This is a genomic window from Streptomyces sp. NBC_00887, from assembly GCF_045207585.1.
This window is the reverse complement of the sequence record NZ_CP108788.1, coordinates 8174331-8200737: the sequence shown is the minus strand read 5'-3', so window position 1 is coordinate 8200737 and position 26407 is coordinate 8174331. Positions and strand designations below refer to the sequence as shown.

The window sequence follows — 26407 nt, the reverse complement described above, 5'->3', positions numbered from 1 at the left end:
CCCGCGCCCGTCGCCGTGTAGCCCGCGAACGTCGCCGCGCAGCCCGCGAACGTGTCCGTGCACCGCCTCGCGCCGGTGTGTTGGGCCCGGCAGGGCTGCTTAACGGGGCCCAGGTTCGGGAAGACGCCAGAGCGTGACCCCACGTATCGAGGACTACGCACTCATCGGCGATCTCCAGACCGCCGCCCTGGTCGGCAGGAACGGTTCTGTCGACTGGCTGTGCCTGCCCCGCTTCGACTCGGGTGCCTGCTTCGCCGCCCTTCTCGGCGACGAGGACAACGGCCACTGGCGCATCGCCCCCCGGGGCACCGACAGCGCCGACACCTGCACCCGGCGCGCGTACGTGGGCGACTCCCTGGTGCTGGAGACGTTCTGGGAGACCAGGACCGGCACGGTCAAGGTCATCGACTTCATGCCGCAGCGCGACAAGGCGCCCGACATCATGCGCATCGTCGAGGGGGTCAGCGGCAGCGTCGACATGAGCTCCGTCCTGCGGCTGCGCTTCGACTTCGGTTCCGTGGTGCCGTGGATGCGCCGCTCGCACGGCCACCGGGTGGCCGTCGCGGGGCCCGACTCCGTCTGGCTGCGCAGCGAGCCGCCGGTCAAGACCTGGGGCCAGCAGTTCAGCACCTGCTCCTCGTTCACCGTCGCCGAGGGGGAGAAGGTGGCGTTCGTCCTCACCTGGCATCCCTCGCACGCCCCGCGTCCGAAGCTGATCGATCCGTACAAGGCGCTGAAGCACACCCTCACCGACTGGGCGAAGTGGTCGGCGCGATGTACCTATCAGGGCAGGCACCGGGAAGCCGTGCTCCGCTCCCTGATCACTCTGAAGGCGCTCACCTACGCGCCCACCGGCGGAATCGTCGCGGCCCTCACGACCTCGCTGCCGGAGGAGATCGGCGGCGTACGGAACTGGGACTACCGCTACTGCTGGCTGCGGGACTCCACCCTCACACTGGCCGCCATGGTCGCGGCCGGCTACCTGGAGGAGGCCGCCGCCTGGCGGGACTGGCTGCTGCGGGCCGTGGCCGGCGACCCGGCGGACCTGCAGATCATGTACGGCCTCGCGGGCGAGCGCAGACTCCCCGAGACCGAGCTGCCGTGGCTGAGCGGCTACGAGCACTCCCGGCCGGTCCGGACGGGCAACGCGGCGGTCCGGCAGCGGCAGCTCGACGTGTACGGCGAGGTCATCGACTCGCTCAGGGTGGCCCGCGAGGCCGGACTCGGCAACAAGCCGCATGCCTGGAACCTGCAGCTCAGTCTGCTCGGCTTCCTGGAATCCACCTGGCGCGAACCGGACGAGGGCCTGTGGGAGGTCCGCGGGCAGCGCCGCCACTTCGTGCACTCCAAGGTGATGGCCTGGGTGGCCGCCGACCGAGCGGTGCGCACGCTGGAGGAGGACCCCGGGCTGCCGGGCGACGCGGACCGCTGGCGGGCGATGCGGGACGCCGTGCACGCGGAGGTCTGCGAGAAGGGCTACGACGCCGTACGCAATACGTTCACGCAGTACTACGGCTCGCAGGAGCTCGATGCCTCCACGCTGCTCATCGTGCGGACCGGTTTCCTGCCGCCCGACGACCCCCGGGTCATCGGCACGGTCGATGCCGTACGGGCCGGGCTCGCCCGGGACGGCATGATCCGCCGCTACAGCACCGAGGGCGTTTCCGTGGACGGTCTGCCCGGCGACGAAGGGGCGTTCATCGCCTGCTCGTTCTGGCTGGTGGACGCGTTGCTGCGGATCGGCAGGACGGACGACGCCGAGGAACTGTTCGGACGGCTGCTGGAGCTGCGCAACGACGTGGGGCTGCTGGCCGAGGAGTACGACACGGTGGCCGGGCGCCAGCTCGGCAACTACCCGCAGGCGTTCAGCCACATCGGGCTGGTGAACAGCGCGGTCGACCTCGCCCGGCAGGACACGGCAGGATGAGGCCATGGATCTTGGACTGAAGGACCGCGTCTACATCGTCACCGGTGCGACCCGTGGGCTGGGCCGTGCGACCGCGCACGAACTGGTCGCCGACGGGGCGAAGGTGATCGTCTCCGGCCGGGACGAAAGGGGGGTCGCGGCGGCCGCCGAGGACCTGGGGCCCGGCGCTCTCGGCGTCGTCGCCGACAACGCCGACCCGACTGCCGCGCAGCGCCTGGTGGATGCCGCGAAGGAACGCTTCGGCAGGCTGGACGGCATCCTCATCAGCGTCGGCGGACCCGCACCGGGCTTCGCCGCCGACAACACGGACGATCAGTGGCAGACGGCGTTCGAGTCGGTCTTCCTCGGTGCCGTACGGCTGGCCCGTACGGCGGCTGCCGCACTGGGCGAGGGCGGTGTCATCGGCTTCGTACTGTCCGCGTCGGTGCACGAGCCGATCGCCGGGCTCACCATCTCCAACGGCCTGCGCCCCGGCCTCGCCGGCTTCGCCAAGTCCCTCGCCGACGAGCTGGGCCCGCAGGGGATCCGGGTCGTCGGGGTGCTGCCGTCCCGGATCGAAACGGACCGGGTGCGCGAGCTGGACGCCCTGTCGGGTGACGCGGAGGCGGCCCGCAGGGCACACGAGGCGCGCATCCCGCTGCGCCGCTACGGCACGCCGGAGGAGTTCGGGAAGACCTCGGCCTTCCTGCTCTCCCCTGCCGCCTCGTATCTGACGGGCATCATGGTGCCCGTCGACGGCGGTGCCCGGCACGGCTTCTGACGGTCCGGAGCGGACAGCGCCGTCAGCTCACCCGCTCCGCACGGTGCTTGACGGCCTTGAGCCGTACCTCGGCGGGCAGCTCGTCCAGGCCCGCCGAGGTACGCGCATGGGCCAGCGCCTCGTCGGCGAGACCTCGCAGTGCCTGATCCGGGGCGGCGTGCGGCTCCAGCAGCAACCGGACGCGGGCCTGCGGAGCGGTGCGCCGACCGGTCAGCATGACCTTGGCGTCGGAGACCCCGTCCAGGGTGCGTGCCTCGTTGCCGAGCACGCCCTCCAGTGCCCTGCCCCGCAGGAGCGCGCCCTGGCCGTCGCCGCTGTCGACGAGTACCTCGGCGAGACGGCCGCGGCGGAGCTGGGCGAGCAGCCACCACAGGGCGAGGACCACCAGGACGGCCAGGCCCGCGATGACGGCCGGCCACCACCAGCCCTCGTCCCGCCAGCGGTACCGGTCGCCCCGGCTGAGCAGCACATCGTCCTTGCCGTCGAAGGGCCACCAGGACGGCACGGTCACACCGAGCCCCGTCGTCAGGACGGCCCCGCCCACGACGAGGAGGACCAGCCCGGCCAGGGCGAGCAGCACCCGGTTGACGGTTCCGATCACGCGGTTCACCCCTTCTTCGCCGCCCTGCGGACGTGAACGGACAGGCGCGGCGGCCTGGCCAGGCCCAACTCCTTGATTCCCGCGCCCAGCGCGGTGTCCAGGTCGTTGCGGACGTCGTCGAGTTCACGGAAGTGCGACACGGCGCGGACGGCCACCTTGCCGCGTCCCGTCCTGACCCGTACGGACTGCACACCGGACACCTCCACGGCCCGGTCGCGCAGGACCAGGCCGGCGGCGTTCCGGTCGAGTGCGGCCCGGATTCCGGGGTGGTCGCGGCGCATCGGCAGCAGCGCGCGCAGTCCGGGTGTGACGGCCAGCCAGAGCAGCCACAGGCCGATGGCCGCTGCCGCCGCGGAGCCCGCCAGCACCCAGACGTCGTCGAGGTGACGGGTCGCCAGTTCGTCGGCGAGCGAGCGCCGCCACTGCATGGCCGGGTGGCCGGTCCGTACCGCCGCGATGTCGTAGAGCAGGAGCCCGGCGCCGCCGAGGACCACCAGACCGACGAGCGTGGCGGGGATCCGGCGCTCGGACCGGAACCGGCCGGCGTGACCGCCGGGCCGGTCCAGTACGGGAACGGGGTCGTAGGAAGACCCCGCCGCGGACTGGTCCATGTCGAGTACGCCCGTGGGTGCCGCGGACTCCGCGGCCGGCAGGCGTCGTGTGCTGTTCTGCGGATCCTGGGGCTCGCTCATCGGATGCTCCCCTCCGGCATCGCGCCCGCTCCTGCGGGATGCAGCCGCTCGACCTGCACCGCTACTTCGGGCACCTCCATGCCCGCCAATGCTTCTACCCGCTCGATGACACGGCGACGCACCGCACCGCACTGGCGGCCGATATCACTGGGGTAGCCGAGCTCGAGGCTGACCAGCACCCGGGCGGTGTCCCGGTGCACGGTGACCGTGGCGCTCGGCGGCGCGCCGTCCTCGGGAGGCTTGTCGACCGCCTCCTTCGCCGCCTGCGCGGCGATCTTCGCGACGACCCGGTCGGCGATCCGGGTCTCCCCGCGCTCCGCGACGGCGACCCGGTCTGTCACCGCCGTCGCCGGTCGCCGCGCTCGCGACTGCGGAAGAAGTCGCCGGGTTCAAGGTCGCCGTCCAGGAACCGGCCGGCGATGAAGCCGACCGCGCCCAGGGCTGCCACCAGGAGAAAGGCCCCGAACCCGCCGAAGTATCCGGCGAAACCGAGCGCCATGCCGGCCAACAGGCCGGCCACAGCCATGCTCATCGTGCGCTCCTCAACTGCCTCATGGGGAAGGGAGGTCTACTGCAGACGGGGCTCGGGCTCGGACTCGTCCTCCTCGTCGGGCAGTTTGACATCGCTGACCGCGATGTTGACCTCGACGACTTCGAGGCCGGTCATCCGCTCGACGGCGGCGACGACGTTCTCACGCACATCGCGGGCCACGTCGGCGATCGACACGCCGTAGTCGACGACGATCTCCAGGTCGAGGGCGGTCTGGGACTCGCCGACCTCCGCCTTGACGCCGCGGGTCACGGACTTGCCTCCGCCCGGCACCCGGTCGCGTACCGCTCCGAAGGTCCGGGAGAAGCCGCTGCCCATCGCGTGGACGCCCACGACATCGCGCGCGGCCATTCCGGCGATCTTCTCGACCACACCGTCGGCGATCGTCGTGCGGCCGCGGGTGGCGGGGGCTCCCCCGCCGCGCTTGGCGAGCGGATTCTTCCTGCCGTCGTCCCCGCCGGGCACACCGCCGGGGTTGTCGGGCCGGTTCCGCTGTGGGGTCTCGGTCATCGCCGCTCTTCCCTTCGGGTCAGGATTGGACTTCCGTCGCTCACATTAGGTGCGCTTTCCACATCCCGCGCCGTGGATGCGGCAGGCTGGGGCAATGACAACGGCTGACAGTTCGCACCGGGCCGACGGATGGACCGCTGCGGTACGGCTACGGCTCGACCTCGGCCGGTTACTCCCTCTGGGTGGGCCGGCCGACGGGGCCTGGATCGCGGAACGGGCGGCGGCTGCAGTACTGCGGGATGCCGCGGCCGGCTCGGGGGCGGTGCTGGGGCGGCTCAGGATCGCCTCGGCAGACGCGGACAGTGCGCCCGACCCGGTGGTGCCTCCTCCGCCCAGCGCGCTGCCGCCGGGGCCGCTGCGGATCGAGGCGGGCTTCTCCACGACGGCGCAGCGTCCGCTGCACGTCACCGCGGACGCGCTCCGCTCCGCGTTGCTCGTTGCGGCATCCGTACGACTGGGCCTGGACGTCACCGAGGTGGACCTTCGGGTGACGGGGCTGCTGGACGAGGAGCCCGAGCCCGCCGCGGTACCGCAGGCCGAGGTGCGCAGGGCCGAGCCGGACGGGGTGGCGGGGACCGCGGCCGCCGGGGTGCCCGGGGTGGTCTCGCTGACGCGAGTGCTGGGCAGCGCGGTGCACACGGGTGCGGGGCATGTCCGGGTGGAGCTGGCGACGGCCGGGGACCACCGTGCGCTCGATGTGGCGCAGGCCGTGCGCGAAGCGGTGGCCTTCGCCGTGGAGGGCAGGCCGTCCGTCGCCGTACTGGTCACGGCCGTGGTGGAGCAGGGCTGACCCCGCCCCCGGCGCAGGGACGGGGGCGGGGTCAGGGTCGGGCGGTTCAGTCGGTGACGCCGGCGAGGTCGCGCAGCCGGCGGCCCTGTGCGGCACGCTCGGCGGTGCGCTGCTCCTCGTACGTGCGGGAGACGGCGCCGCTGAGCAGGGCCTTGGTCTCGATGACCGCGTCGCGCGGGGCGGCGAGCAGTGCGGCGGCCAGGTCGCGGGCTGCCGCGTCCAGCTGGTCGGCGGGGACCACGAGGTTGGCGAGGCCGGTGCGCTCGGCCTCCTCGGCGTGCACGAAGCGGCCGGTGGCGCAGATCTCGAGCGCGCGGGCGTACCCCACGAGGTTCACCAGGGGGTGGGTGCCCGTGAGGTCGGGGACGAGACCGAGGCCGGTCTCGCGCATGGCGAACTGCACGTCCTCGGCGGCGATCCGGAGGTCGCAGGCGAGGGCGAGCTGGAAGCCGGCGCCGATCGCGTGGCCCTGGACGGCCGCGATCGACACGATGTCGTTGCGGCGCCACCAGGTGAACCCCTCCTGGTACTCGGCGATGGTCGCGTCGAGGTCGGCCTCGGAGCCACGCGCCATGTCGAGGAAGGACGGCTCACCGTCGAACCCCTCAGGGGTGAACGCCTGCCGGTCGAGGCCCGCGGAGAAGGACTTGCCCTCGCCACGCAGCACGACGACCCGCACGTTGCCGGGCAGTACCCGTCCGGCCTCTGCCAACGCCCGCCACAGAGCGGGAGACTGAGCGTTGCGCTTGGCCGGGTTGGTGAGCGTCACCGTGGCAACCGCGTCATCGACGGTGAGCCGTACGCCGTCCTTGTCGAGCACAGAGTCGAGCGAGGTCATGGGGCGCCTCCGGATCGGGTGCAGTCAGCACTTACTGGCAAGTACTGAACAGTAACCACCCGGACGACCTGACGATCGGCCGGGTGGCCACCCGGTGTTCCGGTGAGCCCCCGGGGTCGGCACACTCCGGCCCCGGACCGCTGCCCGCCGTCAGGCCGTAGCGGCCTTCTTGCCTCGTGTCGCTCCGCCGCGTCCCCGCAGCGTCACTCCGGACTCGCTGAGCATCCGGTGGACGAACCCGTAGGAGCGGCCGGTTTCCTCGGCCAGCGCCCGGATGCTCGCACCGGAGTCGTACTTCTTCTTCAGGTCTGCCGCGAGCTTGTCGCGCGCGGCGCCGGTTACCCGGCTGCCCTTCTTCAGAGTCTCGGCCACCCGTGCCTCCTCAAGGAAGTGCGCTCTGGACTCTCATGATCACCCCTCCTGGGCTTCCTGGCCACCCATTCGGCAAGGTCCGTCCGACCGGTTTCCGGGTCCTGAAGCGGGGAGACACAAGTGGAATCAAGCATTCCGAGGGATTGCGGTGGCCTACGGGGCGGCTGTTCGAAAGAACGGCCAGGTCAGGGCCGTACGGGGCGAGTCGCCCTAAATGGGTGCACCTGCCAGGCATCTGCCGGGCGCCGCGCCGGGGTACGAGACCCGCTCACCCAGATGATGGATCACACATAGGCCGAATGATCCAGACGCGGTGGATCGCCGAATCCCGGCGGGGCCGGGTGGTCGCGACGACCGGCCCCCGGGATCAGGCCAGGGCGACCAGGTCCCGGTAGTCCGCACCCCAGAGGTCCTCGACCCCGTCGGGCAGCAAAATGATCCGCTCCGGCTGGAGCGCCTCGACAGCGCCCTCGTCGTGGGTGACGAGCACGACCGCGCCCTTGTACGTGCGCAGCGCGCCGAGGATCTCCTCGCGGCTGGCCGGGTCGAGGTTGTTCGTCGGCTCGTCGAGGAGCAGCACGTTGGCGGACGAGACGACCAGCGTCGCCAGGGCGAGCCGGGTCTTCTCACCGCCGGAGAGCACTCCCGCGGGCTTGTCGACGTCGTCGCCGGAGAAGAGGAAGGAGCCGAGCGTCTTGCGGACCGCGACGAGGTCGAGGTCGGGCGCCGCGGAGCGCATGTTCTCCAGGACGGTCCGGTCCGGGTCGAGGGTCTCGTGCTCCTGGGCGTAGTACCCGAGCTTGAGCCCGTGCCCCTCGATGATGTCGCCGGTGTCGGGCTTCTCGGCGCCGCCGAGGAGGCGCAGCAGCGTGGTCTTGCCCGCACCGTTGAGGCCGAGGATGACGACGCGGGAGCCCTTGTCGATGGCGAGGTCGACGTCCGTGAAGATCTCGAGCGACCCGTACGACTTGGAGAGGCCTTCCGCCATCAGCGGGGTCTTGCCGCAGGGCGAGGGGTCGGGGAAGCGCAGCTTGGCGACCTTGTCGGAGACCCGGACGGCCTCCAGGCCCGAGAGCAGCCGGTCGGCGCGCTTGGCCATGTTCTGAGCGGCGACGGTCTTGGTGGCCTTGGCGCGCATCTTGTCGGCCTGCGCGTTGAGTGTCGCGGCCTTCTTCTCGGCGTTCTGGCGCTCGCGCTTGCGGCGCTTCTCGTCCGCCTCACGCTGCTGCTGGTAGAGCTTCCAGCCCATGTTGTAGACGTCGATCTGCGCGCGGTTGGCGTCGAGGTAGAAGACCTTGTTGACCACCGTCTCGACGAGATCGACATCGTGGGAGATCACGATGAAGCCGCCGCGGTAGGTCTTCAGGTAGTCGCGCAGCCAGACGATCGAGTCCGCGTCCAGGTGGTTGGTGGGCTCGTCGAGGAGCAGGGTGTCGGCGTCCGAGAACAGGATGCGGGCGAGCTCGACACGGCGGCGCTGACCACCGGAGAGCGTGTGCAGGGGCTGACCGAGCACCCGGTCGGGCAGGCTGAGCGCGGCGGCGATGGTGGCGGCCTCGGCCTCGGCGGCGTATCCGCCCTTGGTGAGGAACTCCGTCTCCAGGCGCTCGTACTTCTTCATCGCCTTCTCGCGGGTGGCGCCCTGGCCGGTCGCCATCCGCTGCTCGTTCTCCCGCATCTTGCGCAGGATCTCGTCGAGTCCGCGGGCGGAGAGGATGCGGTCGCGGGCCAGGACCTCGAGGTCGCCGGTGCGCGGGTCCTGCGGGAGGTAGCCGACCTCGCCGGAGCGCGTGATGGTGCCGCCGGCCGGGGTTCCTTCACCGGCGAGGCATTTGGTGAGGGTGGTCTTGCCCGCTCCGTTACGGCCGACCAGGCCGATGCGATCGCCCTTGGCGATACGGAAGGAGGCGGACTCGATGAGGATGCGGGCGCCGGCGCGCAGCTCGATGCCGGAAGCGGTGATCACGGAAAAACTCCAGGGCGGTATGGACGGCGGAGGGACGGTTACGGACTCACGACTCGACGCCGTCTAATGCACAAGGAGAATTGCCATGGAGCTCATTCTACTGGCGGTGTCCACCTGGTTTTCCGCGTGCTTCCGGCCTGCCACCCCGTGACCACGGCGCGTCACATAAAAGGGCATCCCCTACCGAACTGCCCGATACTCGGCGCGGGGCGGCAAGGGTGCCGTGCCGCAGCCGGAGCAGAGGGTGGTGCGCCCCATGCAGTTCGACGACGACGCCGACCTGGACACGTCCGAGGTCCAGGAGGTGCGCGGCAGCCGGATCCCGGGTGGCAGGGCCACCATGGGCGGGGCGGCATCGTCGCGCTGGTCCTGGGGCTCTTCTTCGGCGTCGGTCCGGACCAGCTCGGACTCTCCTCGGGCGACCCCGACACGACCGCGATCGCGTCGTCCGCCGCCCAGGTCCAGCAGAGCTGCCTGACGGGCGAGGACGCGAACACCAAGGACGACTGCCGGACCGTGGCGGTGGTCAACAGCGTGCAGAACTACTGGGGCCAGGAATTCGCCCTGAACGGCGAGAGGTACACGCCGGCGCGGACCGTCCTGTTCAGCGACCGGATCGCCACCCTCCTGCGGGTCGGCCACCTCGGCGGTCGGGCCGCTCTCCTGCCCGGGTGACCGGCAGGTCTATCTGGACCTGGGGTTCTTCGACGAGCTGCGCACGACGTTCGGATCGAGCGGCGGGCCGTTCGCCGAGGCGTATGTCGTCGCCCACGAGTACGGCCACCACGTGCAGAACCAGCTGGGCACGCCGAGCAGGGCGCAGGACGGGCGGCAGGGCGCCGACAGCACTTCCGTGAAGGTGGAGCTGCAGGCGGACTGCTACGCCGGGGTGTGGGCGAACGACGCGACCACCACCGCCGCCGCCGAGTCGGGGCGCCCCCTGATCACCGAGCTGACGGAGGTGGACATCCGGGACGGCCTGGACGCCGCGGCGGCGGTCGGTGACGACCGGATCCAGGAGCGGTTCCAGGAGAGCGTGAATCCGGAGTCGTGGACGCACGGCTCGTCGGAGCAGCGCCGGCAGTGGTTCACGACCGGATTCCGTACCAGGGACGCGAGCCGCTGCGACACCTTCCGCTGAACCGCCGACCCTGCGGGGGCGCACTGTCGGTGCCGGGTGGAACACTGAGACGCAGATCACAGCAAACCGGTGGGAACGGCTGGGAGAAGGTGAGCTCGATGGCAGGCGCGGGCGGTGTTCCGACGATCTGTCCGACGGTTCTGTACGACGACGCGAGGGCCGCGATCAGGACGCTGACCCAGGCCCTGGGCTTCACGGAGGAGGCGGTGTACGAGGGGAAGGACGGCAGCGTCCTGCACGCCGAGCTGTCCTGCGGCAACGGCAGGGTGATGCTCGGCTCCAAGGGGGGCGAAGGCGTGTTCGCCAAGGCGATGGCGGGGGCGGGACCCGCGGGGGTGTACGTCGTCGTGGACGAGGTGGACGAGCACCACGCGCGGGCCGTCGAGCACGGCGTGGAGATCCTGATGCCGCCCACCGACCAGGACTACGGCTCGCGTGACTACATGGCGCGGGACGCGGAGGGCAACGTCTGGAGCTTCGGGACGTACGCCCCGGGTTCGGCGGGCTGACCGACTCCCCCGGGGTTTCGCGTTCCGTGCTCAGGCGCCGCCGGTGTGCACCTGGAAGGCCGCCCGGCGTACGGCCTTGGCGAGTGCCGGGTCGGGGTGGGCGGCGGCCAGGGCGACCAGTACCTGCACGGTGCGCGGGTGTCCGACCGCGCGGACCTCGTCGAGCAGGGCCGGGACCGTGCCCTGGACGGCGGAGTCGAGATGGCGGACCAGGAGTCCGGTCTCGCCGTGGTCCGCGACCGCCGCGGCGGTGTCGATCCAGAGCCAGGTGGCTTCCTCACGGCTGAGGACGTCCTGGGCGTCGTCCGGGTCGGCACCCTCGTACTCGGCGAGCCAGAGCAGGGCGTACGGACGCAGCGGCGGTTCGCTGACGACGGTGCGCACCACGGGCTCCGCGGGAGCACCGACGACGCGCAGCGCCTCGAAGGCGAGACCGCGCAGCAGGGCGTCCTCGCCGCGGGCGACGGCGAGCAGTTCTGTCACCGCGCTGCCGACGGTCCGGGCGGCGAGCCAGGCCCGGTATTCGACGCGGGCGGGCCCGGGGGTGAGCCGGGCGCAGCCGAGCAGCATGTCGGCCGCGGACTGCTCGATGTTCCCGGCCGGGCTCTGGGCGGCGACGCAGATCTGTTCCAGCTTGACCCAGACCGCCCAGTTGCCGAGGGGGGTGAGTGTGGCCTGTCCGGCTCCGAGCGTCAGCGCGCCGACGGCGGCGAGGCCTTCGAGGGCCCAGTCGAGCAGGAGCGCGTTCAGGTCCTCGGGCTGCCCGGTCGCGGTGCTGCCGGGCGCGGGCTGCTGCGGCGGCCCGTACGGCACCTCGCACCGCTCCTCGTGGAGTTCCGCGACGCGCTGGCCGAGGAGGTCGAGGAGGGCGGGCACGGTGACGGGCCCGGCGGAGAGCTGCAGGAGCGAGAGCACCTGGGGCACCGCCTCGACGGCTTCGGCGACGGCGGTCGCCTCGATTCCTTCGGGTGCGGCGTGGACGAGCGACCAGGCGTCGAAGAGCGCCACCCAGCCGCGGAGCACGGCGGAGTCGTCCCGGTCCCAGGCGCGCAGCCTCCAGCCGGGGCGCGCGGTGTCGCCGTGGAGTTCGATCAGCCCGGCCAGCCTGGCCCGGTCCCAGCCGGTCTGTATCTGGGCGGGGGACAGTTCCAGCGCCGCCGCGGCCCGTTCCAGGGCCTCGGTGGCGAGCGGGGCTGCCCCCGGGCCCGCCGCGTCGGCGGCCCAGTGGGCGATCCGGACGGCGTGGGCGAGCACGGCCCTGGCCTGGCGTGCCAGTTCCGCAGGGGGCGGTGTGCCCTCGGGAGGGCGGGGGGCCGGCCTGGTGCGCCGGGTGGTCACGGCCTTGCGGGCGGTGGCAAGGGGTCGCGGGCGGACAAGTCGCAGCCTGGAGTCGCGCGGGGTACGGGACGTCACAGGAGCAGTCTTGCCTCTGACGGCCCGAAAGCCCAAACGGAAGCCGGATCCCATGGGTACGGGAAGGTTTCGGGCCCGGTCACCAAGCGGGCCGATCCATCCCATCAGCTCACATCAGAGGCGTGAGGAAGCGTCTGAGGGCCTCTTCGTAGCGTGCCGGATCGGCATTCCACATCGCCGCATGCGGAGCCTGGGTCACGGGGTGCAGGGTGACCAGGTCGGGACGCAGTGCGGCCAGTCGCCGGGACGGCTGCCAGGGCGCCAGGGTGTCGTCGGGGCCGTGGAAGATCAGCGTGGGGGCGTGCAGGGCGGTCGGTACGGAGGTGTCCAGGAGCGGGGCGCCGCGCAGTCCGGTCTGGCCCTGGGCGGCCCGGACGGCGAGGGGCAGGAGTGCGGCGGGGATGCCGTGGGCGACGGTCAGGGCACGGAGGGTGACCTTCCAGTCCAGCACCGGGGAGTCCAGGACGAGACCGCTGATGCGGTCGCGGAGTGCGGAGTTGACGGCGGCATGCAGGGCCATCGTGGCGCCGGTGGACCAGCCGTGGACCACGACGCGTTCGGCCCCGTAGCGCACGGCGTAGCGGATGGCCGCGTCCAGGTCGCGCCACTCGGACTCGCCGAGGTGGCCGAGCCCGTCCGGGGAGCGGGGCGCTCCGGTGTCACCCCGGTAGGCGAGGTCGAGCACCGGGAACTGCTGCTCCTGCAGGAATCCCGTCACGTTCAGGGGGTGTTCGCGGGTGGTTCCGAGACCGTGCACGGTGATCACCCAGGTGTCGCGGGCGCCGGGGAGGAACCACGCGGGCAGGGCGCCCAGCTCGCCGGGGATCTCCACCTCCTTGTACGTGAGGCCGAGTGCGTCGAGCGGGTCGCCGCTGTGGAGCTCGGGGGTGAGGCGGACCTTGGCGCCAGGTTCCAGGCTGCCCCGGGTGACGCGTTCCAGCCTGCGCACGACGGTGTCGGCGGAGCCGTGCGGCGCCTGCTCGACGACCGGGCCGACGATCGCGCGGACGTCGCGGCCCACCAGTCCGTACGTGCCGGGGCGCAGCGCGGCGAAGGAGCGGGTCAGAGTGACCTGCCCGGGCGCCGTGGCGTGCACGGTGAGTTTTCGGTCTCCGGGGAAGGGGCGTGGTGACGGGGCCCCGAGGGCGGCGTCGCTGGCGTACCGGCCGGCCGCGACCGCTGCCGCTCCGACGCCGAGGATCGTGGAGACGGCTGCTGCCGTCACTGTTGCCGGGCGCACGGCTCCAGTGTCCTGGGCTGCGGCGCGTGCTGCCAGCGGAACGGGGCCGTACGGTGCCGGCCCCGGGCTCAGCCGGGCTGGCCGTACCCCTTGAGGGCGTCCTGTACGTCGCGCAACTGGGCGCGGGAGAGCAGGGACGGGTGGTGGCCGGGCACGGAGCTCGCGGTGAGCCAGAGCCTGCACATCCATTCGAGCTGCGCAGTGCGCTCGTAAGCCTCGTCGAGGGTGTCCCCGTAGGTGACCGTTCCGTGGTTCTGCAGCAGGCAGCCCGTGCGGTCGCGCAGTGCGGTGAGCATGTTCCCGGCAAGCTCCGCCGTCCCGTACCGGGCGTAGGCGGCGGTGCGGACGGGGCCGCCGAGCACGGCGGCGGCGTAGTGCACCAGCGGGACCTCGTCGACGAGGGTGGAGACGGCCGTGGCGTGGACCGCGTGGGTGTGTACGACGGCGGCGGCGCCGCTGTTCCTGTAGACGGCCAGGTGGAGGGGAAGCTCGCTGGTCGGGGCCATGTCGCCGAGGACCTGGCGCCCTTCGAGGTCGACGCCGACCGCGTCCCCGGGACCCAGCCGGTCGTAGGGCACTCCGCTGGGGGTGACCAGGACGACTCCGCCGACCCGCGCCGACACATTGCCCGAGGTGCCGACGACCAGACCGTCCGCGGCAGTCCTGCGGGCCGTCGCCACGACGCCGTCCCATGCCCGCTCGATCGCGTCCCGGTGCTGATCGCCCATGCGGCGATCCTAGGGTCATGCGTTCGGATGACGCCGGGCCCACCGGACGTGTCGGGCGAATCCGTCGCGGAGCACGTGAGCGATGTCTCCCCAATGGGGCAAATACGGCAGACCGGGGATACGCCGGAACCCGGCGAAGGCCGGTTCCCGCACCGTCGCAGGCCGGTGCGACCGCCCCGGGTGCACACAAGCGGAATGGCCATTCGCGCTTGGGGTCACCGCAACGCCCTGCCCAGTTCACCTTCCGTTCACCCAGGTTGCTTACGTTCCTACAGCCACTGACGTCGAACGATTGCCTGGGTAAATGGAACACATCACGCTGCTGCTCGCGATCGTGATCGTGACAGCTCTCGTGTTCGATTTCACGAACGGTTTCCACGACACCGCCAACGCGATGGCCACCACCATCTCGACCGGCGCCCTCAAGCCCAAGACAGCGGTGGCCATGTCCGCCGTTCTCAACCTCGTCGGCGCGTTCCTGTCGGTGGAGGTCGCCAAGACGATCTCCGGCGGGATCATCAATGAGGACGGCCTCAGAACCGAGGTCATCTTCGCGGCGCTCGTCGGCGCCATCCTGTGGAATCTACTGACCTGGCTGGTCGGCCTGCCCTCCAGCTCCTCCCACGCACTCTTCGGCGGCCTCATCGGCGCCGCGGTGATGTCGGCCGGCTGGTCCTCGATCAACGGCGGCACCGTCGTCACGAAGGTCCTCCTGCCCGCGATCGCGGCCCCCCTCGTCGCCGGTCTGGCCGCACTGCTGGCCACGAAGCTGACGTACCGCCTCAACCGGAAGATCACCGACGAGGCGCAGCTGAAGTCGACCGCCAAGGGCTACCGGGCCGGACAGATCGCCTCGGCGGGTCTCGTCTCGCTCGCCCACGGCACCAACGACGCCCAGAAGACGATGGGCATCATCACCCTGGCCCTGGTCACCGGTGGCGTGCTCGCCCCCGGCTCCAACCCGCCGGTCTGGGTCATCGCCTCCGCCGGTATCGCCATCGCGCTGGGCACCTATCTCGGCGGCTGGCGCATCATCCGCACCATGGGCAGCGGCCTCACCGAGCTCAAGCCGCCGCAGGGCTTCGCCGCCCAGACCAGTGCGGCCACGGTCATCCTGGCCTCCTCGCACCTCGGCTTCTCGCTCTCCACCACCCAGTCCTGCTCCGGTGCCGTGATGGGCGCCGGTCTCGGACGCAAGGGGGGCGTGGTCCGCTGGTCCACGGCCACCCGCATGTTCATCGCCTGGGGCCTGACCCTGCCGGCCGCCGGTCTGGTCGGCGCGGGCGCGGAGTTCCTCACCAAGCAGGGCCCCTGGGGTGTCGGCGTGGTCGCCGTGCTCCTCGTCGCGGGCTCCGCTGCCATCTGGCTGCTGTCGCGCCGCAAGCCGGTCGACCACACCAACGTCAACGAGACGGACGCCGAGCCCGCGGGCGTCGTCACCACCGCCATCGCGGCCGTCAGCCCTCCGCCCGTCGGCTCCGGCGTCCCGGACCTCAAGACCACCATCCCGGCCCCGGCCCCGACGGCCGGATCCCCGGCCGACCCGGCCCGACCGGCCACGGTGTAAGGACAGATCCGCATGAACATCGACTGGGCAGCTCTCGCCTCCGTCTTCGGCGTCAGCCTCGTGGTCACCGTCGCACTGGTCGGCCTCTTCACTCTCGGCATCATCGGCCTCTCCAAGCAGGCCTCGGCGGTGCAGTCCGGCGGATCTCTCACGCTGGCGCGCACCGGCGCGTACGCCTGCTTCGGGCTGTGCGCGGCGGCGGTCGCCTACGGGATCTATCTGATCGTCGTCTGACCACTCCGGCGCCACGCCACCGTCTCCTCGCATCGGGCCGGACACACCACGTGTGTGTCCGGCCCGATGTGCGTCTGCGCACACTGCACTTCCGCAGGTCAACGGCAGGTTGACGGGCGTTCACGGGGCGTGGTGGACTGCCGGTGCCATTTACGGCGACAGGAGAGGAAGCCGGTGCGAATCCGGCGCGGTCCCGCCACTGTCACCGGGGAGCAGGCCCCCACACGGAAGTCACGGTCCGGCACGGACTGGAAGGCCGGGGGAACTGCGGATCCGGAAGCCAGGAGACTCTCGTCGCCGGTCACGTCGAACCAGGGCGCGGACCCTGAGTTAAGGACATCTGCCATGCCTGGCTGCCGTGCGTCGGTCCCTGTGTCACCCGCTCCGAACATCCTTCGAGGCACGACGGCCGGCTGAACCGTGCGAGCCGACCGCATCTTCGCGTACGGCGCCACCGCCGGTCTGATCGGCGACCTGCTGCTCGGTGACCCCCGGCGGGGCCACCCCGTCGCCGCCTTCGGGCAGGCCGCGGCAGGCCTCGAGAGCCGGCTGTGGCGCGATCACCGCGGCTGGGGCGCCCTGCACGCGCTGGTCTGCGCCGGGGGCGCAGCGGGCGCCGCCGCGCTGGCCGCCCGTGCCGTACGCAACCGTCCCGCCGCGGCCGTGGCACTGACCGCCGTCGCCACCTGGTCCGTCGTCGGCGGTACGTCGCTGGGCCGGGAGGCCCGGGCCATCGGCGGTGCGCTCGCCGCCGGTGACATCGAGGTGGCCCGGGAGCGGCTGCCGCACCTCTGCGGCCGTGACCCCCAGTCCCTCGACGGACCGCAGATCGCCCGCGCGGTGGTGGAGTCCGTCGCCGAGAACACCTCGGACGCCGTCGTCGGCGCTCTGGTGTGGGGCGCCATCGGTGGTGTCCCGGGCCTCGTCGGATTCCGGGCCGTCAACACCCTCGACGCCATGGTCGGTCACAGGTCTCCGCGCCACCGGCGCTACGGCTGGGCCTCGGCCCGCCTCGACGACCTCGCCGGCTGGCCCGGTGCCCGCCTCACCGCCGTGCTCGCCGTGGCCGCCGGTGGCCGTCCGCGCGAGGCCGTACGGGCCTGGCGGGCCGACGCGGGCAAGCACCCGAGCCCCAACGCGGGCCCGGTGGAGGCCTCGTTCGCGGGTGTGCTCGGTGTGCGCCTCGGCGGGACCCTCGCGTACGGCGGGCGGGTCGAGCACCGGCCCGTGCTCAACGGGGAGACCGGCCGGGACGTGCGGGTGACGGATATCGAACGCGCGGTGCGGCTGTCGCGCCGGGTGAGTGTGCTGGCCCTCGGCGTGTGTGCGGCCGCGCGGCTGGCTTCGGGAAGGAGGGGCCGGGCATGAGCGGCGGACAGGGCGGCGGGCTGCTGGTCGCGGGAACGACCTCGGACGCGGGCAAGAGTGTCGTCACGGCGGGAATCTGCCGGTGGCTGGTGCGCCGGGGGGTGAAGGTCGCGCCGTTCAAGGCGCAGAACATGTCGCTGAACTCGTTCGTCACCCGCGAGGGTGCGGAGATCGGCCGCGCCCAGGCGATGCAGGCGCAGGCCGCCCGGGTGGAGCCGAGCGTGCTGATGAATCCGGTGCTGCTCAAGCCCGGTGGTGACCGCTCCAGTCAGGTGGTCCTGATGGGCAAGCCGGTCGGCGAGATGAGCGCGCGGGGCTACCACGGCGGGCGCCAGGAATCGCTGCTGGGGACGGTCGTGGACTGTCTGGAGCAGCTCCGGGGCACGTATGACGCCGTGATCTGCGAGGGGGCGGGCAGTCCGGCCGAGATCAATCTGCGGCGCACGGACATCGTGAACATGGGCATCGCGCGGGCGGCTCGCTTCCCGGTGCTGGTCGTCGGGGACATCGACCGGGGCGGGGTGTTCGCTTCGTTCTTCGGTACGACGGCGCTGCTGAGCGCCGAGGACCAGTCGCTGGTCGCCGGGTACCTCGTCAACAAGTTCCGCGGCGATGTGTCGTTGCTGGAGCCCGGCCTGGACATGCTGTATGAGCTCACCGGGCGCCGTACGTACGGCGTGCTGCCGTTCGCCCACGGCCTCGGCATCGACGAGGAGGACGGGCTGCGGGTGTCGATGCGCGGCGCCGTCCGGGAGTCGGTCGTCGCGCCTCCGCACGGGCAGGACGTCCTGCGGGTCGCGGTGTGCGCCGTGCCGCTGATGTCGAACTTCACCGATGTGGACGCGCTGGCGGCCGAGCCGGGTGTGGTGGTGCGGTTCGTGGACCGGGCCGAGGAGCTCGCCGACGCGGACCTGGTGATCGTGCCCGGTACGCGCGGCACGGTGAAGGCGCTGGCGTGGCTGCGCGAGCGAGGGCTGGCCGACGCGCTGCTGCGGCGGGCCGCCGAAGGGCTGCCGGTGCTGGGGATCTGCGGCGGCTTCCAGGTGCTCGGTGAGTCCATCGAGGACGAGGTGGAGTCGCGGGCGGGGCTGGTCGAAGGGCTGGGGCTGCTGCCGGTGCGGATCCGGTTCGGCCGGGAGAAGGTGCTTGGCCGGCCTGTCGGGTCGGCGCTCGGAGAGCCCGTGGAGGGGTACGAGATCCATCACGGGGTCGCCGATGTGCGCGGCGGTGAGACGTTCCTGGACGGGTGCCGGGTGGGCGCCGTGTGGGGCACGCACTGGCACGGGTCGCTGGAGAGCGACGCGTTCAGGCGGCGGTTCCTGGCGGAGGTGGCGCGCGCGGCCGGGCGGCGCTTCGTGGCGGCTCCGGACACGAGCTTCTCGGAGCTCCGGGAGGAGCAGCTGGACCGGCTGGGGGATCTGATCGAGGAGCACGCGGACACGGATGCGTTGTGGCGGCTGATCGAGGAGGGGGCGCCGGCGGGGCTGCCGTTCGTGCCGCCGGGGCCGCCGCGGGCATCCCGTGACCGCGGTTCCGCCCCGGCCCCCGGTCCTCGATCTCCGGACAGGCTTGACTTCGCGCCCCGGAGCGCCGAGCCGACGCCCGGTGCGGATGGAGCAGTTGATCTCGTGACAGAGGAGGCACCGTGAGTACCCCGTATCCCTTCACCGCCATCGTCGGACAGGACGATCTGCGGCTCGGGCTGTTGCTGAACGCCGTCAGCCCGGCCGTCGGCGGTGTTCTCGTGCGGGGCGAGAAGGGCACTGCCAAGTCCACCGCCGTACGGGCGCTCGCCGCGCTCATGCCGGAGGTGTCCGTGGTCTTCGGGTGCCGGTTCTCCTGCGATCCGGCCGCGCCCGACCCGGCGTGTCCCGACGGTCCGCACGAGGCCGGGACCGGCGTGTCACGTGCCGCGCGGACCGTGGAGCTGCCCGTCGGCGCGTCCGAGGACCGGCTCGTGGGTGCGCTGGACATCGAGCGGGCGCTCTCGGAGGGGGTCAAGGCCTTCGAGCCGGGGCTCCTCGCCGACGCCCACCGCGGGATCCTGTACGTGGACGAGGTCAACCTGCTCCATGACCACCTGGTGGACCTGCTGCTCGACGCGGCGGCCATGGGTGCTTCGTACGTCGAGCGCGAAGGCGTCTCCGTACGGCACGCGGCGCGGTTCCTGCTGGTCGGGACGATGAACCCCGAAGAGGGCGAGCTGCGCCCGCAGTTGCTGGACCGCTTCGGGCTGACCGTCGAGGTGGCCGCTTCCCGCGACACCGACCAGCGGGTCGAGGTCGTGCGGCGGCGGCTCGCGTACGACGACGATCCGGACGGGTTCGCCGCCCGGTGGGCTCAGGAGGAGGGCGCGTTGCGGGCACGGATCGCCGCCGCGCGTGTCCTGTTGCCCGAAGTGGTGCTCGGGGACGGCGTGTTGCGGCAGATCGCGGCGACGTGCGCGGCCTTCGAGGTGGACGGCATGCGTGCCGACATCGTCATGGCCCGCACCGCCACGGCGCTGGCCGCGTGGGCGGGGCGCGTCGAGGTCACCGCCGAGGACGTGCGGCAGGCCGCGCTCCTGGCGCTCCCCCACCGGCGGCGGAGGAACCCCTTCGACGCCCCCGGGCTGGACGAGGACAAGCTCGACGACACGCTCAGGGAGGCGGCCGACGACGCGGCCGGGGGCGAGGACGATCCGGATCCCGACGGGCCCGGTGGCGGCGGGCTGCCCCCTCAGGGCGGCGGTCCCGACGCGGAGGGCGGTCCGGGCACGGAGGGCGGTCCGGGCACGGAGAGCGGTCCCGGGGAGGAGAGCGGTCCCGGAACCGGCCGTCCCGACGCGCCCGCGCCGCCCGGCGGCGGGGAGCAGCAGCCGGTACGTGCCTCGGAGCCGTTCCGCACGAAGATGCTCAGCGTGCCGGGTCTCGGCGAGGGCGCGGCCGGGCGGCGGTCCCGGGCGCGTACCGAGCACGGGCGGACGACGGGAGCGCGGCGGCCCCAGGGGGCGCTGACGAAGCTGCACCTCGCGGCGACCGTGCAGGCGGCGGCGCCGCACCAGCGGGCACGCGGGCGGTCAGGGCGGGGGCTCGTCGTACGGCGTGACGATCTGCGGCAGGCGACGCGGGAGGGGCGCGAGGGGAACCTGGTGCTGTTCGTGGTGGACGCCTCGGGGTCGATGGCGGCCCGGCAGCGGATGAGCGCCGTGAAGGGCGCCGTGATGTCGCTGCTGCTGGACGCCTATCAACGGCGGGACAAGGTGGGCCTGGTGACGTTCCGCGGCAAGGACGCCGAGGTCGTACTGCCGCCCACCTCTTCGGTGGACGCGGCGGCGGCGCGGCTGGAGTCGCTGCCGACCGGCGGGCGCACCCCGCTGGCCGCGGGGCTGCTGAGGGCGCACGACGTCCTGCGGGTGGAGCGGATGCGCGATCCGTCCCGGCGGCCGCTGCTCGTCGTGGTGACGGACGGCCGGGCGACCGGTGGTCCGGACCCGGTGGCGCTGGCCGCGCGGGCCGGCCGACTGCACGCCGCCGAGGGCACGGCGTCCGTCGTCGTGGACTGCGAGTCGGGGTTCGTGCGCCTCGGGCTCGCCGCACAGCTCGCCCGGGACCTGGGGGGCAGCGCGGTCACGCTCGACGAGCTGCGCGCCGACTCGATCGCCGGACTGGTCAAGGATGTTCAAGCAGCCGGGAGGGCCGCGTAATGCCACTGGGACAGCCTGTATCGGTGCCGGACGACGGACTGACGACACGTCAGCGACGCAATCGTCCGCTCCTCTTCGTCCACACGGGCATCGGCAAGGGCAAGTCGACGGCGGCCTTCGGGCTCGCGCTGCGGGCCTGGAACCAGGGCTGGCCGATCGGGGTGTTCCAGTTCGTGAAGTCGGCGAAGTGGAAGGTCGGCGAGGAGAACGCGCTGAAGGTCCTCGGGGCGAGCGGCGAGGGCGGCACCGTCGACTGGCACAAGATGGGCGAGGGCTGGTCGTGGGTCCAGCGTGGCCTCCACGGCGACAACTCCGACAACGAGGAGAAGGCCCGTGAGGGCTGGGAGCAGGTCAAGCGCGACCTGGCGGCCCAGACGTACAAGCTGTACGTGCTGGACGAGTTCGCCTATCCGATGCACTGGGGCTGGATCGACACCGACGAGGTCGTCGAGGTGATGCGCGACCGTCCGGGGACGCAGCATGTCGTGATCACCGGGCGCAACGCTCCCGGGAAGCTGATCGAGGCCGCCGATCTGGTGACCGACATGTCGAAGGTCAAGCACCCGATGGACGCCGGCCAGAAGGGCCAGAGGGGCATCGAGTGGTGAGTGTTCCTCGTCTGGTCATTGCCGCGCCGGCCTCCAACAGCGGAAAGACCACGGTCGCGACGGGCCTGATGGCGGCCTTCGCGGGCCGCGGCCTCGCCGTGTCCCCGCACAAGGTGGGCCCGGACTACATCGACCCGGGGTACCACGCCCTGGCCACCGGCCGGCCGGGGCGCAATCTGGATGCGTACATGTGCGGTCCGGAGCTGATCGCCCCGTTGTTCGCGCACGGTGCCGCCGGTGCCGACCTGGCGGTCGTCGAAGGTGTGATGGGGCTGTACGACGGTGCTTCGGGGCAGGGTGAACTCGCCTCCACGGCCCAGGTGTCGAAGCTGCTCCGGGCTCCCGTCGTGCTGGTCGTCGACGCCTCGTCGCAGTCCCGTTCGGTCGCTGCCCTCGTGCACGGTTTCGCGTCCTGGGATCCGGAGGTGCGGATCGGCGGGGTCATCCTCAACAAGGTGGCGTCCGACCGGCACGAGGCCCTCCTGCGGGAGGCCCTCGAGGAGACGGGCCTGCCGGTCCTCGGGGCGCTGCGGCGGGCACCGCAGGTGGTGACGCCTTCGCGCCATCTGGGTCTGGTTCCGGTGGCGGAGCGGCAGACCGAGGCCGTCGACGCGGTACGGGCGATGGCGGAGCGGGTACGGGCGGGCTGCGACCTGGACGCCCTGCTGGCGCTGGCCCGTTCGGCGCCCGCACTGCCCGCCGAGGTGTGGGAGCCGGAGCGGCATCCCGTCGAGGGGCTGCGGCCGGTGGTGGCCGTGGCGGGCGGGGCAGCGTTCACGTTCGCGTACGCGGAACACGCCGAGCTGCTGACGGCCGCCGGAGCGGATGTGGTGGTCTTCGACCCGTTGCACGACGAGAAGCTGCCCGCGGGGACGGCGGGGCTGGTCATAGGTGGCGGCTTCCCCGAGATGTACGCGCCGGAGCTCTCGGCGAACGAGCCGCTGCGCAGGTCGGTGACCGAACTGGCCCTGTCCGGCGCCCCGGTGGCGGCGGAGTGCGCGGGGCTGCTGTACCTGGCGCGTGAGCTGGACGGGCGTCCGATGTGCGGGGTCCTGGATGCCTCGGCCCGGATGTCCGAGCGGCTGACGCTCGGCTACCGGCAGGCGGTCGCGGTGTCCGACAGTGTGCTGGCGGCGGCTGGAACCCGGCTGCGCGGGCACGAGTTCCACCGGACGGTGCTGGAGCCGGGCGCGGGTGCCACTCCCGCCTGGGGCATGCACCAGCCGGAACGGCGGGTGGAGGGCTTCGTCCAGCAGGGTGTGCACGCGAGCTATCTGCACACGCACTGGGCGGCGTCACCCGGGGTGGCCCGGCGCTTCGTGGAGCACTGCCGGGCATGAGCAGCACGGCGAGGCTACTCCGCGATGCCGACGACCAGCCAGATGAAGCCCACTCCCGCGACGGTGCACAGCAGCGTGGAGCGGGCCGGGTGGTCGTGGTGGGCCTCGGGCAGGATCTCGGCGGCGGCGAGGTAGAGGAGTGCCCCGCCGAAGAAGCCGAGATAGCAGCCGAGCAGTTCCTCCGGAAGGGTGAACAGCAGGGTGGTCGCCGCGCCCACGATCGGGGCCAGGGCGTCCGCGTACAGCATCAGGAGGGCCTTGCGGCGGGCGTTCCCGTAGAGGCTGGCGATCGTGTAGGTGTTGAATCCGTCGGCGAAGTCGTGGGTGATGACGGCGAGTGCGACGGCGGCTCCCATGCCGCCGCCGATCTGGAAGGCGGCGCCGAGCGCGATGCCGTCCATCAGGCTGTGGCCCACCATCGCGGCCGCGGCCGTCATCCCTACCTGCGGCACCCTTTCCTCGCTCGCACCATGTGCCGCCTGGCGTACGGCCAGTGAACGCTCCACGACATGGGCCACCAGGAAGCCGCCCACGAAGAGCAGCAGCGCGGCGGGGACACCGAAGACCGCTCCGCCCGCGGCCTCCACCGCTTCGGGCAGCAGATCGAGACCGACGACGCCGAGCATCAGTCCGCCGGCGAGGCCGAGCACCAGGTGACGGCGGTCGGTGACGCGTTGAGCGACCCAGCCGCCGGCCAGGGTCATCAGGAACGCGCCGAGCGCGACGAACACCGCCATGGGCCCTTGCTAGCCGATCGACCCCCGGGCCCGCATCTCAGGCAGCCCTAACCCACCACTCCGAGAAGGACTCCGCTCATGACCCGCACCGCACTCGTCGTCGGCGTCGGTGCCCGCCGGGGTGTCTCGGCCGACGAGGTCCTCGGGCTGATTCTCGGGGCACTGCGCGCGGCCGGGTCGGCCGCCTCCGACGTGGTGGAGGTCGCAACGCTCGACACGAGGGCGGACGAACCGGGGATCACGGGTGCGGCGGCACGGCTCGGGGTGCCGGTGCGCTCGTTTCCCGCCGCGGTACTGGCCGCCGTCCGCGTACCGAACCCCTCGGGGGTGCCGCGGGACGCCGTGGGCACACCGTCCGTCGCGGAGGCTGCCGCACTCGTCGGGGCGGACGAACTCCTCGTACCGAAGCGGAAGTCGGCCTCGGCGACCTGCGCGGTGGCGCGCCGGCTGCATTCTGTCGGCACCCCGGCGTCGACGAATGGCGCTGAGCCGTTCACCATGGCTGCCATGCTGCCCCCCACGAAGCACATCGACAGCGCCGGGCCGGACTTGCGGCACCACGGCGACGCGGAAGTACGCGGCCTGGATCTGACCGACCTCGCCGTGAACGTACGGACCGGTACGCCCCCGGACTGGCTGCGGGAGCGGATAGCCGGGTCACTGGTCTCGCTGGCCGCCTATCCGGACGGGCGTTCGGCACGGGCGGCGGTGGCCGCACGGCACGGACTGCCCGAGGAGCGTGTCCTGCTGACGGCGGGGGCGGCCGAGGCCTTCGTACTGATCGCACGGGCGCTGCCGGCCCGGCGGCCGGTCGTCGTGCATCCTCAGTTCACCGAGCCGGAGGCGGCGCTGCGCGCGGCCGGGCACGACGTCGGGCGGGTGGTGCTGCGTCCGGAGGACGGCTTCCGGCTGGATCCGTCGGCGGTGCCCGAGGACGCCGATCTGGTGGTGGTCGGCAATCCGACCAACCCGACGTCCGTGCTCCATCCCGCGGGTGTGCTGGAGCAACTGGCGCGGCCCGGTCGCACGCTGGTGGTCGACGAGGCGTTCATGGACGCTGTTCCGGGCGAACGGGAGGCGCTGTGCGGGCGCGAGGACGTCCCCGGGCTCGTCGTGCTGCGGAGCCTGACCAAGACCTGGGGTCTCGCGGGGCTGCGGATCGGCTACGTGCTCGCGGATCCGGCGACGCTGGCTCTGCTGCAGGAGGCGCAGCCGCTGTGGCCGGTGTCCTCCCCCGCCCTGGCGGCGGCGGAAGCCTGCATGGAGCCGCGTGCGCTGGTGGAGGCGGCCGACGCGGCGGACCGTGTCGTGGTGGACCGGGCGCATCTGCTGGCCGGGCTGGCGGAGTTCAGCGAGGTGCAGGTGGTGGAGCCGGCGGCGGGGCCGTTCGTTCTCGTGCGGGTGGACCGTGCGGACGAGGTGAGGGAGCGGCTGCGCTCACGGGGGTTCGCCGCGCGGCGCGGTGACACGTTCCCCGGGCTGGGCAGCGACTGGCTGCGGCTGGCCGTACGCGACCGTGTGACGACCAACAGATTCCTCCAGGCGCTCGACCTGGCACTCCAGGGGCTGCCCCGGAGAGCCGTCGGCTGACGGACCCACGGGGCGGGAGACGGTGTTCCGTCACACGAACGCCGCTTCCCGCCCCGCCCCATTCCCCCTCGGGCGGTTCAGCTCCGGGCGCGCCTGCGGGCGACGACCGTGGCTCCGGCGCCGACCGCCAGCAGAAGGGCCGCACCGGCTGCGATGTACGGGGGCGAGGAGCTGGATCCGGTCTCGGCGAGGTCGCCGCTGCCGGCTGCCTGGACCGGGTCGGCGCCGGTCTGGGGCTTCACGTCCACGGCATCGCCCTTGTCGCCCGTGCTGCCGGTGTCCCCGGATCCGCCGGTCGAGCCGCCGCTGCCGGAGGAACCGGCGGTCGAGCCGCCGTCCTGCGAACCACCGCTGTCCGACCCACCACTGTCCGAACCGCCACTGTCCGAACCGCCGGCGCTCGAACCGCCATTGTCCGAACCGCCGTTTTCCGAACCGCCGTTGTCCGAACCGCCGTTGTGCGAACCGCCGTCATTGGCGCCGCCGTCCTCCGAGCCGCCATGGCCCTTCGGCGTCCTGCACGTGGCCTCGGCCAGCGTGACCTCTCCCTGCACATCGGCCACATTGAGCTTGCCCGGGTTCACGGACACCCGCAGCTGGAGCGCCGTCGCGGCGGCCGTGCGTGAGGTGGTGCTGGTCCTCGACAGGTCGAGGGTCACCTCGCCCACGCCCGGTACCTCGACCTGCGTCCGACCGCCCGAGGTCAGCCTGACCCGCTTGCCGAGCACCGAGACGTGCCCCAGCACGTTCGACTCCGCGACCGGCTTCTTCCCCACCTCGCAGAGCGCCTTGGACGTGACCTTCTCGACTTCGACGAGAGAGAGCAGCGGCAGTCCGGGCACATGCACCCGGGCCTTCACGAGGTTGGTGTAGCCCTCGGCCCTGCGCCTGTCGACGGTCGCCTTCGCGGTGGCCACGTCAGCCTTCAGCACATGGACGGGGCGGCCACGCTCCGCTCCGTCGAGCTCCACGCTGAGCGCGGTCTCGTCGGCACTCGCGGGTGCCTGCACCTCGTTCAGCGTGGCCTTGAGCGGCACCTCGACCGACTTGTTCAGGAGCGAGACGTCGAGTGCGGCACGGAGCACGACCGCGCTCGCCTTTCCGCGGCCTTCGGCCGGGGTGGCCGGCGCCGTCGCGGTGGCGGCCTGTGCGGGGACGGCGACCAGCAGTGCGACGGGCGCGGCGGCGACCGCCAGGGCAGCCAGGCGGAAGGTGTTGCTGTTCAAAATGGTGGAACCCCC

Annotated in this window: 26 protein-coding genes, 1 pseudogene and 1 riboswitch; of the genes and pseudogenes, 14 read left to right on the top strand and 13 right to left on the bottom strand. The window is 72.3% G+C overall.

The features are described 5' to 3' along the window. Positions 1 to 133 precede the first annotated feature (133 nt). Positions 134 to 1927 (top strand): glycoside hydrolase family 15 protein, encoded by a 1794-nt coding sequence (locus OG844_RS37365; protein ID WP_406389182.1) that lies wholly within the window; start codon positions 134 to 136, stop codon positions 1925 to 1927. 4 nt (positions 1928 to 1931) lie between these two features. Next, positions 1932 to 2687 carry an SDR family oxidoreductase gene (locus OG844_RS37360; protein WP_406395900.1) on the top strand — a complete coding sequence of 252 codons (756 nt, stop codon included), beginning with the start codon at positions 1932 to 1934 and terminating at the stop codon, positions 2685 to 2687. Between the two features lie 22 nt (positions 2688 to 2709). On the opposite strand, the gene amaP is transcribed toward OG844_RS37360, so the two are convergent. Genes amaP through OG844_RS37335 form a run of 5 tightly spaced genes read right to left on the bottom strand, consistent with a single transcriptional unit; the run spans position 2710 to position 5040 of the window. Further along, positions 2710 to 3288, bottom strand: a complete 579-nt coding sequence (amaP, locus tag OG844_RS37355; protein ID WP_406389183.1) for an alkaline shock response membrane anchor protein AmaP — start codon at positions 3286 to 3288, stop codon at positions 2710 to 2712. Between the two features lie 5 nt (positions 3289 to 3293). After that, the gene (locus OG844_RS37350) at positions 3294 to 3980 is read right to left on the bottom strand and encodes a DUF6286 domain-containing protein (protein WP_406389184.1); all 687 of its coding nucleotides are present in this window, start codon (positions 3978 to 3980) and stop codon (positions 3294 to 3296) included. Beyond that, on the bottom strand, positions 3977 to 4321 hold the full coding sequence (locus OG844_RS37345; RefSeq protein WP_406389185.1) for a hypothetical protein: 345 nt from the start codon (positions 4319 to 4321) through the stop codon (positions 3977 to 3979). The genes OG844_RS37350 and OG844_RS37345 overlap by 4 nt, the downstream gene beginning before the upstream one ends. Next, entirely contained in the window at positions 4318 to 4512 is a 195-nt protein-coding gene (locus tag OG844_RS37340) for a hypothetical protein (RefSeq protein WP_406389187.1), read from the bottom strand. Before OG844_RS37340 ends, OG844_RS37345 begins: the two co-directional genes overlap by 4 nt. Positions 4513 to 4548: 36 nt before the next feature. Further along, on the bottom strand, positions 4549 to 5040 hold the full coding sequence (locus OG844_RS37335; RefSeq protein WP_406389189.1) for an Asp23/Gls24 family envelope stress response protein: 492 nt from the start codon (positions 5038 to 5040) through the stop codon (positions 4549 to 4551). 94 nt (positions 5041 to 5134) lie between these two features. Between OG844_RS37335 and OG844_RS37330 the strand changes: the two genes are divergently transcribed. Further along, positions 5135 to 5830, top strand: coding sequence for a hypothetical protein (locus OG844_RS37330; protein ID WP_406389190.1), 696 nt, complete (start codon positions 5135 to 5137; stop codon positions 5828 to 5830). Positions 5831 to 5876: 46 nt separating this feature from the next. On the opposite strand, the gene OG844_RS37325 is transcribed toward OG844_RS37330, so the two are convergent. From OG844_RS37325 to OG844_RS37315, 3 genes are all read right to left on the bottom strand, one after another. Beyond that, positions 5877 to 6668, bottom strand: coding sequence for an enoyl-CoA hydratase/isomerase family protein (locus tag OG844_RS37325; RefSeq protein ID WP_356419568.1), 792 nt, complete (start codon positions 6666 to 6668; stop codon positions 5877 to 5879). A 150-nt stretch (positions 6669 to 6818) separates the two neighbouring features. Continuing rightward, the gene (locus tag OG844_RS37320) at positions 6819 to 7040 is read right to left on the bottom strand and encodes a helix-turn-helix domain-containing protein (protein ID WP_018518904.1); all 222 of its coding nucleotides are present in this window, start codon (positions 7038 to 7040) and stop codon (positions 6819 to 6821) included. A 367-nt stretch (positions 7041 to 7407) separates the two neighbouring features. Then, positions 7408 to 9006, bottom strand: coding sequence for an ABC-F family ATP-binding cassette domain-containing protein (locus tag OG844_RS37315; protein ID WP_351168700.1), 1599 nt, complete (start codon positions 9004 to 9006; stop codon positions 7408 to 7410). Between the two features lie 147 nt (positions 9007 to 9153). Between OG844_RS37315 and OG844_RS37310 the strand changes: the two genes are divergently transcribed. From OG844_RS37310 to OG844_RS37300, 3 genes and pseudogenes are all read left to right on the top strand, one after another. Further along, positions 9154 to 9681 carry a neutral zinc metallopeptidase gene (locus OG844_RS37310; RefSeq protein WP_406389192.1) on the top strand — a complete coding sequence of 176 codons (528 nt, stop codon included), beginning with the start codon at positions 9154 to 9156 and terminating at the stop codon, positions 9679 to 9681. Between the two features lie 10 nt (positions 9682 to 9691). After that, positions 9692 to 10147 (top strand): annotated as a pseudogene (locus OG844_RS37305) (neutral zinc metallopeptidase); the annotation flags it as partial. 98 nt (positions 10148 to 10245) lie between these two features. Next, positions 10246 to 10656, top strand: a complete 411-nt coding sequence (locus OG844_RS37300) for a VOC family protein (RefSeq protein ID WP_406389193.1) — start codon at positions 10246 to 10248, stop codon at positions 10654 to 10656. Between the two features lie 30 nt (positions 10657 to 10686). On the opposite strand, the gene OG844_RS37295 is transcribed toward OG844_RS37300, so the two are convergent. The 3 genes from OG844_RS37295 to OG844_RS37285 all read right to left on the bottom strand — a co-directional run bounded on the left by OG844_RS37295 (position 10687) and on the right by OG844_RS37285 (position 14037). Further along, positions 10687 to 11994 carry a hypothetical protein gene (locus tag OG844_RS37295; RefSeq protein ID WP_406396049.1) on the bottom strand — a complete coding sequence of 436 codons (1308 nt, stop codon included), beginning with the start codon at positions 11992 to 11994 and terminating at the stop codon, positions 10687 to 10689. A 184-nt stretch (positions 11995 to 12178) separates the two neighbouring features. Next, positions 12179 to 13309 (bottom strand): alpha/beta hydrolase, encoded by a 1131-nt coding sequence (locus OG844_RS37290; RefSeq protein ID WP_406389194.1) that lies wholly within the window; start codon positions 13307 to 13309, stop codon positions 12179 to 12181. Positions 13310 to 13377: 68 nt separating this feature from the next. Further along, positions 13378 to 14037 (bottom strand): class II aldolase/adducin family protein, encoded by a 660-nt coding sequence (locus tag OG844_RS37285; RefSeq protein WP_406389196.1) that lies wholly within the window; start codon positions 14035 to 14037, stop codon positions 13378 to 13380. Positions 14038 to 14341: 304 nt separating this feature from the next. Between OG844_RS37285 and OG844_RS37280 the strand changes: the two genes are divergently transcribed. The 7 genes from OG844_RS37280 (at position 14342) to OG844_RS37250 (ending at position 22839) form a co-directional block, all read left to right on the top strand. Then, a complete protein-coding gene (locus OG844_RS37280) occupies positions 14342 to 15604 on the top strand; it encodes an anion permease (RefSeq protein ID WP_406389197.1) in 1263 nt (420 codons plus the stop codon). Between the two features lie 12 nt (positions 15605 to 15616). Beyond that, positions 15617 to 15838 carry a hypothetical protein gene (locus OG844_RS37275; protein WP_329212435.1) on the top strand — a complete coding sequence of 74 codons (222 nt, stop codon included), beginning with the start codon at positions 15617 to 15619 and terminating at the stop codon, positions 15836 to 15838. A 163-nt stretch (positions 15839 to 16001) separates the two neighbouring features. After that, positions 16002 to 16129, top strand: a riboswitch (cobalamin riboswitch). A gap of 129 nt (positions 16130 to 16258) precedes the next feature. Next, positions 16259 to 17206: a cobalamin biosynthesis protein gene (locus OG844_RS37270; protein ID WP_406389199.1), complete on the top strand. Its 948-nt coding sequence runs from the start codon at positions 16259 to 16261 to the stop codon at positions 17204 to 17206. Further along, positions 17203 to 18855 carry a cobyric acid synthase gene (locus OG844_RS37265; protein ID WP_406389200.1) on the top strand — a complete coding sequence of 551 codons (1653 nt, stop codon included), beginning with the start codon at positions 17203 to 17205 and terminating at the stop codon, positions 18853 to 18855. The genes OG844_RS37270 and OG844_RS37265 overlap by 4 nt, the downstream gene beginning before the upstream one ends. Then, positions 18852 to 20891, top strand: a complete 2040-nt coding sequence (locus OG844_RS37260) for a putative cobaltochelatase (RefSeq protein WP_406389202.1) — start codon at positions 18852 to 18854, stop codon at positions 20889 to 20891. The genes OG844_RS37265 and OG844_RS37260 overlap by 4 nt, the downstream gene beginning before the upstream one ends. Further along, a complete protein-coding gene (gene cobO / locus OG844_RS37255; protein ID WP_406389203.1) occupies positions 20891 to 21499 on the top strand; it encodes a cob(I)yrinic acid a,c-diamide adenosyltransferase in 609 nt (202 codons plus the stop codon). Before OG844_RS37260 ends, cobO begins: the two co-directional genes overlap by 1 nt. After that, on the top strand, positions 21493 to 22839 hold the full coding sequence (locus OG844_RS37250; RefSeq protein WP_406389204.1) for a cobyrinate a,c-diamide synthase: 1347 nt from the start codon (positions 21493 to 21495) through the stop codon (positions 22837 to 22839). The genes cobO and OG844_RS37250 overlap by 7 nt, the downstream gene beginning before the upstream one ends. Positions 22840 to 22853: 14 nt before the next feature. Here the strand turns inward: OG844_RS37250 and OG844_RS37245 are convergent, their stop codons facing one another. Beyond that, entirely contained in the window at positions 22854 to 23576 is a 723-nt protein-coding gene (locus OG844_RS37245) for a ZIP family metal transporter (RefSeq protein ID WP_356419606.1), read from the bottom strand. 78 nt (positions 23577 to 23654) lie between these two features. Here OG844_RS37245 and cobC point away from each other — a divergent pair, with 78 nt between their 5' ends. Next, a complete protein-coding gene (gene cobC, locus OG844_RS37240; protein ID WP_406389205.1) occupies positions 23655 to 25166 on the top strand; it encodes an Rv2231c family pyridoxal phosphate-dependent protein CobC in 1512 nt (503 codons plus the stop codon). A gap of 77 nt (positions 25167 to 25243) precedes the next feature. On the opposite strand, the gene OG844_RS37235 is transcribed toward cobC, so the two are convergent. Continuing rightward, complete coding sequence (locus OG844_RS37235; RefSeq protein ID WP_406389206.1) at positions 25244 to 26392, bottom strand: SCO1860 family LAETG-anchored protein; 1149 nt, start codon at positions 26390 to 26392, stop codon at positions 25244 to 25246. Positions 26393 to 26407: the final 15 nt, after the last annotated feature.